The 15,581-nt window shown below is 70.1% G+C and carries 13 protein-coding genes; 5 read left to right on the plus strand and 8 right to left on the minus strand.

Going from position 1 to position 15,581, the window contains the following annotated elements:
• Window positions 1–45 precede the first annotated feature (45 nt).
• Entirely contained in the window at window positions 46–1,005 is a 960-nt protein-coding gene (locus I8N67_RS20295) for an ABC transporter substrate-binding protein (protein ID WP_200304573.1), read from the minus strand.
• Between the two features lie 618 nt (window positions 1,006–1,623).
• Here I8N67_RS20295 and I8N67_RS20300 point away from each other — a divergent pair.
• The 4 genes from I8N67_RS20300 (at window position 1,624) to I8N67_RS20315 (ending at window position 4,967) form a co-directional block, all read left to right on the plus strand.
• On the plus strand, window positions 1,624–2,865 hold the full coding sequence (locus tag I8N67_RS20300) for an NAD(P)-dependent malic enzyme (RefSeq protein ID WP_200304574.1): 1,242 nt from the start codon (window positions 1,624–1,626) through the stop codon (window positions 2,863–2,865).
• A gap of 261 nt (window positions 2,866–3,126) precedes the next feature.
• Window positions 3,127–4,092 (plus strand): zinc-binding dehydrogenase, encoded by a 966-nt coding sequence (locus I8N67_RS20305; protein ID WP_200304575.1) that lies wholly within the window; start codon window positions 3,127–3,129, stop codon window positions 4,090–4,092.
• A gap of 102 nt (window positions 4,093–4,194) precedes the next feature.
• On the plus strand, window positions 4,195–4,404 hold the full coding sequence (locus tag I8N67_RS20310) for a helix-turn-helix domain-containing protein (RefSeq protein ID WP_200304576.1): 210 nt from the start codon (window positions 4,195–4,197) through the stop codon (window positions 4,402–4,404).
• Window positions 4,404–4,967, plus strand: coding sequence for a Clp protease N-terminal domain-containing protein (locus I8N67_RS20315; RefSeq protein ID WP_200304577.1), 564 nt, complete (start codon window positions 4,404–4,406; stop codon window positions 4,965–4,967). The genes I8N67_RS20310 and I8N67_RS20315 overlap by 1 nt, the downstream gene beginning before the upstream one ends.
• 6 nt (window positions 4,968–4,973) lie before the next feature.
• Here the strand turns inward: I8N67_RS20315 and I8N67_RS20320 are convergent, their stop codons facing one another.
• Both I8N67_RS20320 and I8N67_RS20325 read right to left on the minus strand, forming a co-directional pair.
• On the minus strand, window positions 4,974–6,086 hold the full coding sequence (locus I8N67_RS20320; RefSeq protein WP_200304578.1) for a PadR family transcriptional regulator: 1,113 nt from the start codon (window positions 6,084–6,086) through the stop codon (window positions 4,974–4,976).
• 1 nt (window position 6,087) lies between these two features.
• On the minus strand, window positions 6,088–7,182 hold the full coding sequence (locus I8N67_RS20325; RefSeq protein WP_200304579.1) for a DUF4097 family beta strand repeat-containing protein: 1,095 nt from the start codon (window positions 7,180–7,182) through the stop codon (window positions 6,088–6,090).
• Between the two features lie 182 nt (window positions 7,183–7,364).
• Between I8N67_RS20325 and I8N67_RS20330 the strand changes: the two genes are divergently transcribed.
• Window positions 7,365–8,192 (plus strand): hypothetical protein, encoded by an 828-nt coding sequence (locus I8N67_RS20330; protein WP_200304580.1) that lies wholly within the window; start codon window positions 7,365–7,367, stop codon window positions 8,190–8,192.
• Window positions 8,193–8,213: 21 nt separating this feature from the next.
• Here I8N67_RS20330 and I8N67_RS20335 read toward each other — a convergent pair whose 3' ends face one another.
• From I8N67_RS20335 to I8N67_RS20355, 5 genes are all read right to left on the minus strand, one after another.
• Window positions 8,214–8,396, minus strand: a complete 183-nt coding sequence (locus I8N67_RS20335) for a DUF6104 family protein (protein WP_200304581.1) — start codon at window positions 8,394–8,396, stop codon at window positions 8,214–8,216.
• A gap of 86 nt (window positions 8,397–8,482) precedes the next feature.
• Window positions 8,483–12,265: a multifunctional oxoglutarate decarboxylase/oxoglutarate dehydrogenase thiamine pyrophosphate-binding subunit/dihydrolipoyllysine-residue succinyltransferase subunit gene (locus I8N67_RS20340; RefSeq protein ID WP_200304582.1), complete on the minus strand. Its 3,783-nt coding sequence runs from the start codon at window positions 12,263–12,265 to the stop codon at window positions 8,483–8,485.
• A 427-nt stretch (window positions 12,266–12,692) separates the two neighbouring features.
• On the minus strand, window positions 12,693–13,874 hold the full coding sequence (locus I8N67_RS20345; RefSeq protein ID WP_372443761.1) for a HAMP domain-containing sensor histidine kinase: 1,182 nt from the start codon (window positions 13,872–13,874) through the stop codon (window positions 12,693–12,695).
• Window positions 13,875–13,996: 122 nt separating this feature from the next.
• Entirely contained in the window at window positions 13,997–14,734 is a 738-nt protein-coding gene (locus tag I8N67_RS20350) for a response regulator transcription factor (RefSeq protein ID WP_009341146.1), read from the minus strand.
• A gap of 131 nt (window positions 14,735–14,865) precedes the next feature.
• Complete coding sequence (locus I8N67_RS20355; protein WP_200304583.1) at window positions 14,866–15,540, minus strand: spermidine synthase family protein; 675 nt, start codon at window positions 15,538–15,540, stop codon at window positions 14,866–14,868.
• Between the last annotated feature and the right edge of the window lie 41 nt (window positions 15,541–15,581).

A 15,581-nucleotide genomic window follows, 5' to 3' on the forward strand; every position in this document is an offset into this window, starting at 1 on the left:
GGGTGGAGCCTTTCAGAGCCGAGCCGAGAGATACCGCGCGAGAGATCAGGAGCCGCCGTTGATCTTGGACTCGGTGATCGCGCCGTCCTCGACGCCCCACTTCTTGATGATCTTCTCGTACTCGCCGTTGTCGATGATCGCCTGGACGGCGGCCTGCAGCGCGTCGCGCAGCTCGGTGTTCTCCTTCGCGACCGCGATGCCGTACGGGCCCGCCTCGACCTGGTCGCCGACGATCTCGAAGTACTCGCCGTCGCCCGAGGTCTTCACCGAGTACGCGGCGACCGGGTAGTCGGCGGAGACGACGTCCGCGCCCTTGGAACGCATCCGGGTCTCGGCCTCGGGGTTGGTGGCGAAGTCCTCGATCTTGAGGGTCTTCGCGCCGTCCTCCTTGCACTTCTTCGCCTGGTCCTTGGCGAGATCGTGCGAGAACGTGTTGCGCTGCACGGCGATCGTCTTGCCGCACAGGTCGTCCCAGGTCTTGATCCCCTGATCGTCGCCCTTGTTGGTGTAGAGCGAGACGCCCGCGGTGAAGTAGTCGACGAAGTCGACGCCGGAGCCGACCTTCTTGCCGGTGTCGGAGTCGACGCCGTCCTGGCGGTCCTTGGTGTCGGTCATCGCCGACATCGCGATGTCGTACCGCTTGGCGGCCAGACCACCGATGAGGGTGTCGAAGGTGGCGTTCTGGAACTTGAAGTCCACACCGAGCTGCTTGCCCATCGCCGCGGCGATGTCGAGGTCGATGCCGACGACCTTGCCGGAGGCGTCCTTGTACTCGACCGGGGCGTACGCGATGTCCGAACCGACGTTGATCACGCCCTTGTCCCGGATCGTCGCGGGGAGCTGGTCGGCCAGCGGGGCCGCGCTGGCGGAGGCTTTGTCGGAACCGTTGTCCTTGGTCTGGTCACCGCAGGCGGTGAGCAGCAGTGCGCCCGCGACCGCGATCGCTCCGACCGCGGCTGTCCGGGAACGCAGGCCGGTCGTACGACAGGTGGTGCTTGCGGTCATGGTGGGTTCCTCCGGCGGGGTGGTGTGGAGTTGCCGACAGGTCGACGATTAACACGCGTCTTCGAGTGTGGCGACCTCGTGTGATTACGGCATCTTGCCATTCGGACATGTGCATTCAGATGACCAGCCATGTCAAAATCGGATAACGGGTGATCCCCGAATGACCGCCGGATGACCTACGAACCGCTGCGGACCAGGCGATCCCGCCGGATCCTGTGCGGGGATCCTCCCTTCCGGCCGGAAGATCTTCGGTGCATCTCAGGATGCGATCGGCTGCGAACTCCGCACACGTGGTCGTACAGGGTTTGTTATGACTTGTCTGACTTCTCCTGTCATCCGTAGATGAGCCGAACCGGCCGAGATCGGCTGCGAATGACCTTCGAGTTGTGACCTTCGAGGTATCAACAGGTGTGGACTCGTCGTCGACAGCGTCCGTCCGGTAAGAAGGTTCCTTACACCCCTCATCCGGGGCCCAGGGCGCGTGTGCGGCGCGCCCGTCGCGTCTGAGTCCATACCTGACGCCGTACGTATCGGTGATCCGGGACTGGCGCGGTGCCCGCCCGCCCCCGAACCGGGAGCGGTCACCCTCAAACCATGAAGACCTAAGGGGTAAACAAAGTGGCAGCGGAGATTGTCAATCCTCGCACCGGGAGCGGCGACGGCAGTACGGGCCACGAAGGCGGCGGGGACCCTCTCAATTCCCTGGACTCCTTCGACCCGGCGTTCGCGCTCCACCGCGGCGGCAAGATGGCCGTGCAGGCCACCGTGCCGATCCGGGACAAGGACGACCTGTCCCTCGCCTACACGCCCGGCGTCGCGCGGGTGTGCACCGCGATCGCCGAGCAGCCGGATCTGGTCAACGACTACACCTGGAAGTCGTCGGTCGTCGCCGTCGTGACGGACGGTACGGCGGTCCTCGGTCTCGGCGACATCGGCCCCGAGGCCTCCCTGCCCGTGATGGAGGGCAAGGCGATCCTCTTCAAGCAGTTCGGCGGCGTCGACGCCGTGCCGATCGCGCTCGCCTGCACCGACGTCGACGAGATCATCGAGACCGTGGTCCGCCTCGCGCCCTCCTTCGGCGGCGTGAACCTGGAGGACATCTCCGCGCCCCGCTGCTTCGAGATCGAGAAGCGGCTCCAGGAGCGCCTCGACATCCCCGTCTTCCACGACGACCAGCACGGCACGGCCGTGGTGACGCTCGCGGCCCTGCGCAACGCGGCGAAGCTGACCGGCCGTGGCATCGGCGACCTGCGCGCCGTCATCTCCGGCGCCGGCGCGGCCGGTGTGGCCATCGCGAAGATGCTGCTGGAGGCGGGCCTCGGAGACGTCGCGGTCGCCGACCGCAAGGGCATCGTCTCCGCGGACCGCGACGACCTCACGCCGGTCAAGCGTGAACTCGCCGAGCTCACCAACAAGGCCGGGCTGTCCGGCTCCCTGGAGAACGCCCTCGCGGGCGCGGACGTCTTCATCGGCGTCTCCGGCGGTACGGTCCCGGAGGCGGCGGTGGCCTCGATGGCCGAGGGCGCGTTCGTCTTCGCCATGGCCAACCCCAACCCCGAGGTGCACCCGGACGTGGCCCACAAGTACGCGGCCGTCGTCGCGACCGGGCGCTCCGACTACCCGAACCAGATCAACAACGTCCTCGCCTTCCCGGGCATCTTCGCGGGCGCCCTCCAGGTGCGGGCCTCCCGGATCACCGAGGGGATGAAGATCGCGGCCGCCGAGGCGTTGGCCTCGGTCGTCGGGGACGACCTCGCGCCCGACTACGTGATCCCGTCGCCGTTCGACGAGCGGGTCGCCCCGGCCGTGACCGCGGCGGTCGCCGCGGCGGCTCGGGCGGAGGGTGTGGCGCGGCGCTGACGCCGGGGATGGATACGAGCGTTGACGGTCCCGTCCCTGTGTGTGGGGGGCGGGGCCGTTGGGTTCGTGGGTCGATCGCGGGGTGTTCGGCTGCGGGTCCGGTGGGGGCTGGTCGCGCAGTTCCCCGCGCCCCTGAAGACCAGCCCCCACCGGGCCCGCAGCCGACCGAACAGCCCCACCCTGCCGCACCGAGCGCGACGGGACGCGTGTCACAGTGCTCTTCGGTTCCATCGCCCCCGGCGTCCCCCTATGGTCAGGCCCATGTTCGCTGCCTATGCCGCCCGCATCGACCGTGACCGACCGCTCGACGGACTGGAGCTGGGCGACCGCCCGGCCCCGGACCCGAGGCCCGGCTGGACGACCGTGAAGGTGAAGGCCGCCTCGCTGAACCACCACGACCTCTGGTCCCTGCGCGGCGTCGGCCTCGCGGAGGACAAACTGCCGATGATCCTCGGCTGCGACGCCGCCGGCGTCGACGAGGACGGCAACGAGGTCGTCCTGCACTCGGTGATCGGCCAGACCGGCCACGGCGTCGGCCCCGAGGAGCCCCGCTCGATCCTCACCGAGCGCTACCAGGGCACCTTCGCCGAACTCGTCGCCGTCCCCACCTGGAACGTGCTCCCCAAGCCCAGGGAACTCTCCTTCGAAGAGGCCGCCTGCCTGCCCACCGCCTGGCTGACGGCTTACCGCATGCTCTTCACCAACGCGGGCGTACGTCCCGGCGACTCCGTCCTCGTGCAGGGCGCCGGCGGCGGTGTCGCCACCGCCGCGATCGTGCTCGGCAAGGCGGCCGGCCTGCGGGTGTTCGCCACCAGCCGGGACGAGGCCAAGCGCAAGCGGGCCCTGGAACTGGGCGCGGTGGAGGCACTGGAGCCGGGGGCTCGGCTGCCGCAGCGTGTCGACGCGGTCATCGAGACCGTCGGCGCCGCCACCTGGTCCCACTCGGTGAAGTCGCTGCGCCCCGGCGGCACCCTCGTCATCTCGGGCGCCACCAGCGGCGACCGTCCCTCCCACGCCGAGCTGACCCGCATCTTCTTCCTCGAACTCAAGGTCGTCGGCTCCACCATGGGCACCAAGGACGAACTCGAAGACCTCCTCTCCTTCTGCGCCGCGACCGGCGTACGCCCCGTCATCGACGAGGTGCTGCCCCTGGACCGCGCCCGCGAGGGCTTCGAACGCCTGGCGTCCGGCGATCAGTTCGGCAAGATCGTCCTCACTGGTCCCTGAGTGCTGACTCCTCTCGTGCGACGGCCGGCCCGGACATCGGGCCGGCCGTCGTCATGTCAACCGGGGTTGACGCGAGCGGTGGTGTCAACGTAAGTTGACGGCATGACCGAAGCAACGGATCTCGCCGAGCGCGCGGGCGACCGCGACCCCCGGATCGGGCTGCGTGCCGTCGCCGCGCTGCGCAGGCTGCTGGAGCAGCTGGAGGCGGTACAGGTGCGCGGCGCGCGCAATCAGGGCTGGTCGTGGCAGGAGATCGCCGCGGAACTCGGTGTGAGCAGGCAGGCCGTGCACAAGAAGTACGGGAGGCATTGATGTTCGAACGATTCACGAAGGACGCCCGCGCCGTGGTCCTGGGCGCGGTCGACCACGCCGAGCGCTCGCACGCGAACGCGGTGACCGAAGAGCACCTGCTGCTCGCGCTGCTGGACCGCGAGGCCGGTCGAGCCTCGTTCGCCCTGACCGCGCTGGGCCTGGCCGACTGCCGGGACTCGGTGACACAGGCCCTCGCCGAGGCCCGCCGCCGGGGCGGCCTCTCCCGCGCCGATGCGGACGCCCTCGGTGACCTCGGCATCGACGTCTCGGAGATCGTCTCCCGTGTCGAAGAGGCCCATGGAGTGGGTGCGTTGGCGTCGGGCAGGAAGGGCAAGGGGCGCCGCTCGGGCCATCGCCCCTTCACCCGGGACGCCAAGGACGTCCTCACCCGCTCCCTCCGCACGGCCCAGGCCCACCGCGACCGCCACCTCGGCGACGAACACCTCCTCCTCGCCCTCACCACCCGCCCCGGAGTCCCGGCCGAGATCCTCGCGGACCACGGGGTGACCTACGAGGCACTGGAACGCGTCCTGTACGGCGCGGGGGAGGCCAAGGCGGGCTGACCCGCCCTACCCCTTGGGCACCCGCAGCGTCACTCCGATGTGGGCCGCCGCTGTCGACAGATGGCGGCGGGCGTCGCGGAGCTGGGCCTCCGTGACGCCGTGGTCGCGGGCCGCGTCACGGATGTCGTCCCGGAAACGGTCCAGCAGGCGGTCGAGATCGCGGGCCGGGTCGCCCGTGGGGGCCTCGTGCACCCAGGTGGGGTCGTAGTCGGCCGGGAAGTCCTCCGGGGTGGTCGTGTACTCGGGCTCCCCGACGCCCGCCCCGGCCCCGCTGCCGGTCCGGGTGTCGGTCCGGGGCCCCGCGCCGCTCTCGGCCCCGGCTCCCGTACCCGTACGCCCGAAGCCGAAGTCCTTGCCGAACTCCTTTCCGAAGTCCTTCCCGAACTCGCCGAACTCCTTGGCCAGTTCGGTCAGCCCCTCGCGCACCCCGGTCGGCCAGTCACCCCGCGTGAAGTGGTCCTGCACATGGTCCTGGACCCGCTGAGCGATGCGCTGAAGCTCCTCCTGGGCCTGGGTGCGCGCCCGGTCCTGCGCCTCCTTGGCCTGGCGGCGGGCGCGCTGGGCCTCCTCGCGGGCCCGCCGGCTCTCGTCCTTCGCCCGCCGGGCCTGCTCCTTCCACTCCTGCTTGACGCGGCGCATCTCCTCCTTCGCCGCACGCCAGGCCTCGCTGTCGGCGTGCTCCCCGAAGTCCCCGGGCGGGCCCTGCTCCCCGGCACCCGTCCCGGCACCCTTGCGGGCCTCGGAGGCCGCCGCCCGCATCTCCCGGCGCAGGTCGCCCGCCGCGCCCCGTACGTCGGCCCGGATCTCGGCGGCCAACTCCGCCACCGACTCGCGGATCTCCAGCTCCAGGTCGGCCAGCTCCCCGCTCCGGTCGGCGAGTTCGGCGCGGCCCGCGTCCGTGATCGCGTAGACCTTGCGGCCGCCCTCGGTGGTGTGGGTGACCAGGCCCTCGGCCTCCAGCTTGGCCAGCCGGGGGTACACGGTGCCGGCGGAGGGGGCGTACAGGCCCTGGAAGCGCTCCTCCAGCAGCCGGATCACCTCGTAGCCATGGCGCGGCGCCTCGTCCAGCAGCTTCAGCAGATACAGCCGCAGGCGTCCGTGGGCGAAGACGGGAGGCATGTCAGAGCACCTTCTTGTCGGTCGTGCGGGAGGTCGCCTCGACGGGCGCGCCATCGGCCGAGCCATCGGCCGATGGCTCGGCCGAGCCGGTGGCGGCCGAATCGCCGGCCGAACCGTCGAGGTCGGTGGGGGGAACGGCAGCGGGCGCGGCAGGCGGAATGGGGGAGTCCACAGTGGAATTGTCGGTCACTGGAGCGGGTCGCTCGGCCGCCGGGGTGGTGGCCCCGTCGCCCAGCCCCCGACCGGCGCCCGCGCCCGTGCCCGGGTCCTCGCCCCAGGGCTCGTCCTCCGCCGGAGGGCGGCGGAGGAGGGCGATCGAGCCGGAGACGGTCATGGCCTTGAGGCGGCCGTTGCCCGTGCCGAGGCGGCCGGTGACTTTGTGGGCGCCCCAGAGGCCGCTGACGCGGAGGTCGTCGAAGGCGTTGGAGATGGTGCCGGCGGCGGTGTTGGCCTCGACCTCGGCGTCCGTGGGGTGGGGGAGGCGGATGGCGATCCCGCCGGAGACGCTGGTGAGGCCGATGTCGGCCGGGCCGCCCGTGGAGTCGAGGTCGAGGACGATGGAGCCGCTCACCGACTCGGCCTTCACGGTGGGACAGGCACCCTCGATGACGGTCAGATCGCCGGAGACGGAGCTGAGCCGGAGGCTGCCGGTGAGGGCCTGTGCCTCGACGTTCCCGGACACCGTCGTGGCGCGCACCGGGCCCGTCAGGCCGACCAGGGTGGTGTCGCCCGAGAGGCCCTTCACCTCCGTACGCCCGGCGAGACCGGTCACGACGGCGGTGGCGCCGACGACGCCCACCTCGACGCGGGTGCCGCTCGGGACGGCGAGCGAGACCAGTGCGCTGCGACGCCATCCCTTGCGGTCCAGCCACTTCAGGAAGCCCTTCCAGGGCAGGTCGTCGTAGGCGACGGTCAGTGTGCCGTCCTTCTGCGTCACCGTCAGTGGCGGGCCCTCCAAGGCGGAGACTTCCAGACGGGCGGAACCCTCGTCGGTGCCCACGACGTTCACCGTTCCGTGGACGACTCGCACCCGCAGCGCCGTCACCGGCTCGTCGAACGTGAGCTTCCGCGGCTCGGCGACGGACCACTCGGACATGGTGCTGACCTCCTCGAAAAGACCAGACAGAACCAGATGGAACCGACAGGAGCGACAGAAGCGAGACACGCAATATCGCGTCTCACGTAATTCACGATATATCGCGGTCACGGAAAGTCAAGACACCCGTTCTGGTGATCCCGCAGGGATATATGCGAACAAATCGACCTAGCGTGGGGGGTATGTCGACGGAAAACTCTCAGGGAGCGCGTGGCGCGCTTCTGCTCTGCCGGGCGGATCCCGACTCCGTCGCCCCCGTCGCCCAGCTGCTCCGCGAGCGGATGCTGCTCACCTCGGCCGGCCCCGAGTGGAGCGTGCTCGTACCCGAGGGCAAGCCGTGGACGCACGGCGGGGAGCCGGTCGACCGGGTCCTCACCGGCTGGGCCACCGCCCTGGCCGTGGGCGTCCCCTGGCCGGTACTGGCCGTGTGGTGGGACGCGGACCGCAGCGGCTACACCCTCGCCGTGGGCTTCCGCCGCACCGTCGGCTATGTCTGGCTCGCGAACGGCACCCCGGTCGGCGAGGACGAGGCGATGCGCACCTTCGCCGCCCGGCTGGGCCTGGACCCGGTCCTCGACACGCAGTCCCTGGACGACCTCACGAGGCCCGACCCGGAGGCGGACGCGCGCGCCCGGATGCGTGGCCTCCTCGCCGTCCTCACCCGTGCGGGGGTAACCCTCCCGGCCGGCTTCGTCCCGGGCGAACCCGCCGACCGTCTCCGCGAGGCCGCCCGAGTGCAGCCCGACGTCCAGCGCATCGAGTGGACCGGCTGGCGCGGAGCCGTCCGCAGCGAACTGGACGTTCTCGAACGCGGTCGCCTCGGCCCCTGGCTCCCCTGGGCCGGCACCCCGAGGGCCCGCGCCCTCGCCACCGCCCAACTGCTCGCGGGCCTGCCGCTCACGGCCTGGGGCCTGCACCGCCGCAGCCCCGGCTGGCTGGTCGCCGGCGGCCTCCTCCTCGCCCACGGCGCCCTCGGCCTGCTGTACGACCTGGCCCACCCCCGCGACTGACGCGAGTCCTCGCGGGAGTGGCTACTCGTCCTCGTTCTCGTCGTCCAGCCGTGCCAGCCACGTCGCCAGCCGCTCCACCGGAACCTCGAAGTCCGGATTCAGATCGACGAACGTCCGCAGCTGCTCGGCGAGCCACTCGAAGGTGACTTCCTCCTCGCCGCGCCGCTTCTCCAGTTCCTCGATGCCACGGTCCGTGAAGTACATGGGTCAAGGATAAGTGCGCCGAAACGGCCGGGCCGCACCCCCTGGAGAGGGGGTGCGGCCCGGCCGCGTACGGTCCGCGAGAGCTGTTACGCCTCGAACACCTCACGCACCAGCTGCTCCTGCTCGGCCTGGTGCCGCTTCGCCGAGCCCACTGCCGGCGACGAGCCGTGCGGGCGGGAGATGCGGCGCAGGCGCTCGCCGTGCGGCACGTCCGCGCCGACGGCCAGGTCCAGGTGGTCGATCAGGTTGAGGGCGATGAAGGGCCAGGCGCCCTGGTTCGCCGGCTCCTCCTGGGTCCAGAGGTACTTCTCGGCGTTCGGGTACTTGGCGATCTCCGCCTGGAGCTCGGCACCCGGGAGGGGGTACAGGCGCTCGATGCGGATGATCGCCGTGTCCGTGATGCCGCGCTTCTGCCGCTCGGCGTTCAGGTCGTAGTAGACCTTGCCGGCGCAGAAGACGACCTTCTTCACCGCGGCCGGGTCGACCGAGGCGTCGCCGATGACGGGACGGAACTGGCCCGTCGTGAACTCCTCCGCCTTCGACGCGGCGGCCTTGAGGCGCAGCATCGACTTCGGGGTGAAGACCACCAGCGGCTTGTGGTGCGGGTTGTGCACCTGCCACCGCAGGAGGTGGAAGTAGTTCGACGGCAGGGTCGGCATCGCGACCGTCATGTTGTTCTGCGCGCACATCTGGAGGAAGCGCTCCGGGCGGGCGGACGAGTGGTCCGGGCCCTGGCCCTCGTAGCCGTGCGGGAGCAGGAGCGTGACGCCGGACGTCTGGCCCCACTTCTGCTCGGCCGACGAGATGAACTCGTCCACGACCGTCTGCGCGCCGTTGACGAAGTCGCCGAACTGCGCCTCCCACAGGACGAGCGCGTCGGGGCGGGCCAGCGAGTAGCCGTACTCGAAGCCCATCGCCGCGTACTCGGAGAGGAGGGAGTTGTAGACGTTCAGGCGCGCCTGGTCCTCGGAGAGGTACATCAGCGGCGTGAACTCCTCGCCGGTCTCACGGTCGATGATGACCGCGTGACGCTGGCCGAAGGTGCCGCGCTGCGAGTCCTGGCCCGCCAGGCGGACCGGGGTGCCCTCAAGGAGGAGGGAGCCGACCGCGAGGGTCTCGCCCATGCCCCAGTCGATCGTGCCGTCCTCGACCATGCCCGCCCGGCGCTGCAGCTGCGGCAGCAGACGGGGGTGGGCGGTGATGTGGTCGGGGACGTTGACCTGGGACTCGGCGATGCGCTTGACGACCTCCGCCGTGATCGCGGTGTTCACCGAGACCGGGAAGCCGTCCTGCGGGTCGTGGACCTCGGCGGACGCCGGCTGCGAGGTGGCCTCGCGGACCTCCGTGAAGACCTTCTCCAGCTGGCCCTGGTAGTCCTGCAGCGCCTGCTCGGCCTCTTCCAGGGTGATGTCGCCGCGACCGATGAGGGACTCGGTGTAGAGCTTGCGCACCGAGCGCTTCTTGTCGATCAGGTCGTACATCAGCGGCTGGGTGAAGGCCGGGTTGTCCGACTCGTTGTGACCGCGGCGGCGGTAGCAGATGAGGTCGATCACCACGTCCTTGTTGAACGCCTGGCGGAACTCGAAGGCGAGCCGCGCGATGCGGACCACGGCCTCCGGGTCGTCGCCGTTCACGTGGAAGATCGGGGCCTCGATCATGCGGGCCACGTCCGTGGCGTACATCGAGGAACGCGACGACTCGGGGGCCGCCGTGAAGCCGACCTGGTTGTTGATGACGATGTGGACCGTGCCGCCGGTGCGGTAGCCGCGCAGCTGCGACATGTTCAGGGTCTCGGCCACCACGCCCTGGCCCGCGAAGGCCGCGTCGCCGTGCAGGGCCACCGGCAGGACCGTGAAGTCCGTGCCGCCCTTGTTGATGATGTCCTGCTTGGCGCGCGAGACGCCCTCCAGGATCGGGTCCACCGCCTCCAGGTGCGAGGGGTTCGCGACCAGGGAGACCTTGATCTGCTCGCCGTCGAGACCGGTGAAGGTGCCCTCGGCGCCCAGGTGGTACTTCACGTCGCCGGAGCCGTGCATCGACTTCGGGTCGAGGTTGCCCTCGAACTCGCGGAAGATCTGCGCGTACGACTTGCCGACGATGTTCGCGAGGACGTTCAGGCGGCCGCGGTGGGCCATGCCGATGACGACCTCGTCGAGACGGGACTCCGCCGCCGAGTCGAGGACCGCGTCCAGCAGCGGGATGACCGACTCGCCGCCTTCGAGCGAGAAGCGCTTCTGGCCGACGTACTTCGTCTGCAGGAAGGTCTCGAAGGCCTCCGCCGCGTTCAGGCGGCGCAGGATGCGCAGCTGCTCCTCGCGCTCCGGCTTGGAGTGCGAGCGCTCGATGCGGTCCTGGATCCACTTGCGCTGCTTGGGGTCCTGGATGTGCATGAACTCGACGCCGGTGGTGCGGCAGTACGAGTCGCGCAGCACACCGAGGATGTCGCGCAGCTTCATCAGGGACTTGCCGGCGAAACCGCCGACCGCGAACTCGCGCTCCAGGTCCCACAGGGTGAGCCCGTGCTCGGTGATGTCCAGGTCGGGGTGCTTGCGCTGGCGGTACTCCAGCGGGTCGGTGTCGGCCATCACGTGGCCGCGGACCCGGTAGGAGTGGATCAGCTCGAAGACCCGCGCGGCCTTGGTGACGTCGTCGTCGTGCGAGGCGTCGATGTCCTTGAGCCAGCGGACCGGCTCGTAGGGGATGCGCAGCGCCTCGAAGATCTCGTCGTAGAAGCCGGTCTCGCCGAGGAGGGAGTTCGCGACGACCCGCAGGAACTCGCCCGAGGCCGCGCCCTGGATGACCCGGTGGTCGTAGGTCGACGTGAGCGTCATGACCTTCGCGATACCGAGCTTGTTCAGGGTGTCCTGGGAGGTGCCCTGGAACTCGGCCGGGTAGTCCATGGAGCCGACGCCCATGATGACCGACTGGCCGGGCATCAGACGGGGCACGGAGTGGACGGTGCCGAGGCCGCCGGGGTTGGTCAGGGAGACCGTCACGCCGGTGAAGTCGTCCATCGTCAGCTTGCCGTCACGGGCGCGGCGGACGATGTCCTCGTAGGCCTGCCAGAACTCGAAGAAGTTCAGCGTCTCGGCCTTCTTGATGCCCGCGACGACCAGCTGACGGTCGCCGTTGGGCTTCACCAGGTCGATGGCGAGGCCGAAGTTGACGTGCGGCGGCTTGACGAGGGTGGGCTTCCCGTCCTTCTCCGCGTAGTGCCAGTTCATCGACGGCATGGCCTTGATGGCCTGCACCATCGCGTAGCCGATCAGGTGCGTGAAGGAGATCTTCCCGCCCCGGGCGCGCTTCAGATGGTTGTTGATGACGATGCGGTTGTCGAACAGCAGCTTCACCGGGACGGCGCGCACGGACGTGGCCGTGGGCAGCTCCAGGGAGGCGTTCATGTTCTTCGCCACCGCGGCGGCGGGGCCGCGCAGCGTGACCAGCTCCGGGCCCCCGGTGGGAGCCGCGGACGCGGCCTTCGCGGGGGCGGCGGCAGCGGCCGGCTTGGCGGCCGCGGGCTTCGCGGCGGCCGGGGCCGGGGCGGCAGCGGCGGGCTTCGGGGCCGCCGGCGCGGGCGCGGCCGGGGCCACCGGGGCGGCCTTGGCCGGGGCGGCGGGCGCCGCGGGTGTGGTGGTCGCTGCGGCCCCCGCGGCCGCAGTGGCCGACGGAGCCGAGGCGGCAGCTGCGCCCGGCTTGTAGTCGGCGAAGAAGTCCCACCAGGCTCGGTCTACCGAATTCGGGTCCTGGAGGTACTGCTGATAGATCTCGTCGACGAGCCATTCGTTCGGACCGAAGGCCGCAGCGGGGTTCTTACCCGCTTGGTCTGCGTCGGTCGAGATGCTCGAGTTACTGGGGGACTGTGGCGACACGGCGGCAACCGCCCTCTTCCGCTTCACAAGGTGATGGACAGCGGGAATAAAGGCTACGCCCCCGTGGCCGGGAAGGTCAGGCCGAGCCCGCCCATCGTCGTGTAAGTCACATCGGAAAGTGCGTTTCGGTGGCGGAAATGGCGGGAAACAAGCGTGGTTCCGGTCCGGAACGGGGGTGAGGGGCGCGGTGTGGGCATGCGTACGGTCGGGCCTGCGGTGATGTACACGCGGCCCTTTGCCCGAACGCACCTGATCACACGTGTCCGTCAGTGCGGACCTGGCGTGGATCTTGTGGCTCCGTTTCGAACTTTACGTCAACTTGGCGAAGAAGTAAGCCCCGGGAGGATGAGCGAAATCCGGCAATGGCGGGGGGATTCAGCCAGGGGTGTGGCGGGTATCCGGGGCGCCCCTGTCGCGGGGCGGCGCCTCATGGCGCCGGTAGCGCCACCTGGATGCGGCAGCCCTTGGGGGACTCGGCCACGCCGATGCGGCCGCCGTGCAGGTCCACCGCCCAGCGGGCGATCGCGAGGCCGAGGCCGGTGCCGCCGTCACTGCCGGGGCCGTGGGGGGAGCTGACGGCACCTCGGTTGAAGCGTTCGAAGACGCGGTGCCATTCGGACTCGGGGATGCCGGGGCCCTCGTCGAGGACTTCGAGGTCGATGGACTCGGGGGTGGGGCCGCGGCGGGCCTTGACGGTGACGCGGCCGTGCGGCGGGCTGTGCTTGACCGCGTTGTCGATGAGGTTGGCGACGACCTGGTGGATCCGCTCCGGGTCCGCGTTGGCCGTCAGTTCCGGCGGGTGCACATCGAGGTGCAGATGGACGTCCGTTCGCGTGTGGTTGCCGGAGCCCGAAGTGATGCCGCCGCGCGCGGTGGACACCATCTGGGCCTCCTTGAGGACGCCCGAGAGGTACGGCCACACCTCGAAGCGGCGGCGGCGCAGGGGGACGACGCCGTTGTCCAGGCGGGAGAGGTCCAGCAGGGTCTCCACCAGCCGGCCCAGGCGCTCGGTCTGCTTCAGGGCCGTACGCATCGTCTCGGGGTCGGCGGCCGAGATGCCGTCCACGATGTTCTCCAGGACGGCCCGCAGGCCCGCGATGGGCGTGCGCAGCTCGTGCGAGACATTCGCCACGAGCTCCTTGCGCTGGCGGTCCTGGGCCTCCAGCTCGTCGGCCATGAGATTGATCGTGTGCGCGAGGTCGCCCAGCTCGTCCCGGCGGTTCTCCCGGACCCGGCGCGTGTAGTCGCCGCGCGAGATGGACCGGGCGACCGCGTTCATCTCGTCCAGCGGGGAGGTGAGCGAATGCGCCACGAACTGCGTAATCAGAAGTGTGGCGATCATCGAGAACACCATGATGAAGCGCAGCTCGGTCTTGGTCTGCACCGCGATCATCGACAGACCGGTGGTGATCAGGACCGAGATGACGACGAGCGCGCCGAGCTTCGTCTTGATCGAGAAGGGGCGCAGACCGCCGAGCGGTCCCGCGCCCTTCCGCGACTGCGTGCCACTGACGCTCAGCGGGCGTGGGTCACCGACGCTCGGCGAGTGTGGGTCACCGACGCTCGGCGAGTGTGGGTCACCGACGCTCGGCGAGTGTGGGTCACCCACGCTCGGCGGGCGTGGGTCACCGAGGTTCCGCGACCGTGGGTCACCGACACCGCTCATACCGCCACCAGCCCCCTGTGCCTACGTGCCTGCGTGTGCTCTGCGCACGCGGTGCGAGCACCGGTTCAGGGCGTCGGGGTCTCCAGGGCGTACCCCACACCGTGCACCGTGCGGATCCGCTCCGCGCCGATCTTCCGCCGCAGCGCCTTGATGTGGCTGTCCACGGTCCGCGTCCCCGACGCGTCCGCCCAGTCCCACACCTCGGCGAGCAGCTGTTCGCGCGAGAGTACGGCACGCGGGGTGTTCGCGAGGCATACGAGGAGGTCGAACTCGGTGGGCGTGAGGTGTACGTCCTCGCTGCGCACCCGGACCCGGCGCTGCGCGTGGTCGATCTCCAGCTCGCCGAGGCGCAGGATGCCCGAGCGCGGTGTGGTGGCGGCCAGCGCGGCCCGCTCCACCCGGCGCAGCAGGACGTGCACACGCGCGGCCAGCTCACGCATGGAGAACGGCTTGGTCATGTAGTCGTCGGCGCCGACGCCGAGCCCGACCAGCATGTCCGTCTCGTCGTCCCGGGCGGTGAGCATCAGCACGGGGACGGGCCGCTGGGCCTGGACGCGCCTGCACACCTCCAGGCCGTCGAAGCCGGGCAGCATGATGTCGAGGATCAGCAGGTCGGGCTGCCAGGCCTCGGCGGTGTCCACGGCGGCCGGACCGTCGGACGCGGTCTGTACGACGAAACCCTCGGCGCGCAGGCGGGCCGCGATGGCGTCGACGATCGTCGGGTCGTCCTCGACCACGAGCACCCGGCGCTGCGCGCCCGGCGTCGCTGTCGTGCTGCTGTGGGAGGTGTGTGTCTGCTCCATCGCCCGCCCCTGAGTTGCTTTCCGGAATCAGTGGGGTGATCCCTTGACTGCGCATGGGTGCGCATGACTGCGATTGACGCTTGAATGATCGGCGCCAGGCAAGCAGGGTACGGGCAGTCACCACGCCACGGCTATCCAGGTCGGACCGCGAGATGTACGACGTCCGGAACTCCCCGGGCAACCGGGATCTCTTCGGTACGCACGTGTTGGAACCCGGCATTCCCCAAGGTTTCCTCGAATTCCGCAGATGGCTGGGCGGACCACACCGCGAGTACCCCACCAGGCCTCAACACCCTTGCGCAGCTTGCCAGTCCGGCAGGTGAGTACAGGTTTCCGTTGCCCTCGCAGACGGTCCAACCAGGCCCGTTGTCGATGTCGAGGCAGAGCGCGTCGAACGTGTCGGATGTCTCATTGACGTACTCGACGAGATCCGCTGCGACGATGTCCGTGCGGGGGTCGGCGAGCGCCCGCTCGGAGACTTGGGCCAGTGGTCCCGCGCGATGCCATTCGATGACGGAGAGTTCGCGTTCGACAACTGTGATCGGCCCCCAACGCGGGTCGGCCGCGGCGTGCGCGAGCGAGAAACCGACGCCCAGACCCCCGATCAGCACACTCGGCCGAAAACGACCGGCCAGCGCGTCGAGGGCGGCGTCGACCAGTAACCGCTCCGAGCGCCCGTCCGAAGTGTCCATGAGGAAGCACCCGTTGGCGATGATCTGCAGCAGCTCCCCGTGCCGCCGCAGCACGACCTCGCCGTACGGGCCCTCGCGCCGGTCGATGACTTCGGGTGGGTCAGTGGTGGGCATTGGCCCATCTTCACGCGTCCTTGGCACGCGGGCGGCCGAAT

This window comes from Streptomyces adelaidensis, assembly GCF_016598475.1.
GTDB classification, from domain to species: domain Bacteria; phylum Actinomycetota; class Actinomycetes; order Streptomycetales; family Streptomycetaceae; genus Streptomyces; species Streptomyces adelaidensis.

Coding starts and splice junctions, on each gene's coding strand:
- I8N67_RS20295 (WP_200304573.1), bottom strand. CDS start 1,005: ATGACCGCAAGCACCACCTGTCGTACGACCGGCCTGCGTTCCCGGACA.
- I8N67_RS20305 (WP_200304575.1), top strand. CDS start 3,127: ATGTTCGCTGCCTATGCCGCCCGCATCGACCGTGACCGACCGCTCGAC.
- I8N67_RS20310 (WP_200304576.1), top strand. CDS start 4,195: ATGACCGAAGCAACGGATCTCGCCGAGCGCGCGGGCGACCGCGACCCC.
- I8N67_RS20315 (WP_200304577.1), top strand. CDS start 4,404: ATGTTCGAACGATTCACGAAGGACGCCCGCGCCGTGGTCCTGGGCGCG.
- I8N67_RS20320 (WP_200304578.1), bottom strand. CDS start 6,086: ATGCCTCCCGTCTTCGCCCACGGACGCCTGCGGCTGTATCTGCTGAAG.
- I8N67_RS20325 (WP_200304579.1), bottom strand. CDS start 7,182: ATGTCCGAGTGGTCCGTCGCCGAGCCGCGGAAGCTCACGTTCGACGAG.
- I8N67_RS20330 (WP_200304580.1), top strand. CDS start 7,365: ATGTCGACGGAAAACTCTCAGGGAGCGCGTGGCGCGCTTCTGCTCTGC.
- I8N67_RS20335 (WP_200304581.1), bottom strand. CDS start 8,396: ATGTACTTCACGGACCGTGGCATCGAGGAACTGGAGAAGCGGCGCGGC.
- I8N67_RS20350 (WP_009341146.1), bottom strand. CDS start 14,734: ATGGAGCAGACACACACCTCCCACAGCAGCACGACAGCGACGCCGGGC.
- I8N67_RS20355 (WP_200304583.1), bottom strand. CDS start 15,540: ATGCCCACCACTGACCCACCCGAAGTCATCGACCGGCGCGAGGGCCCG.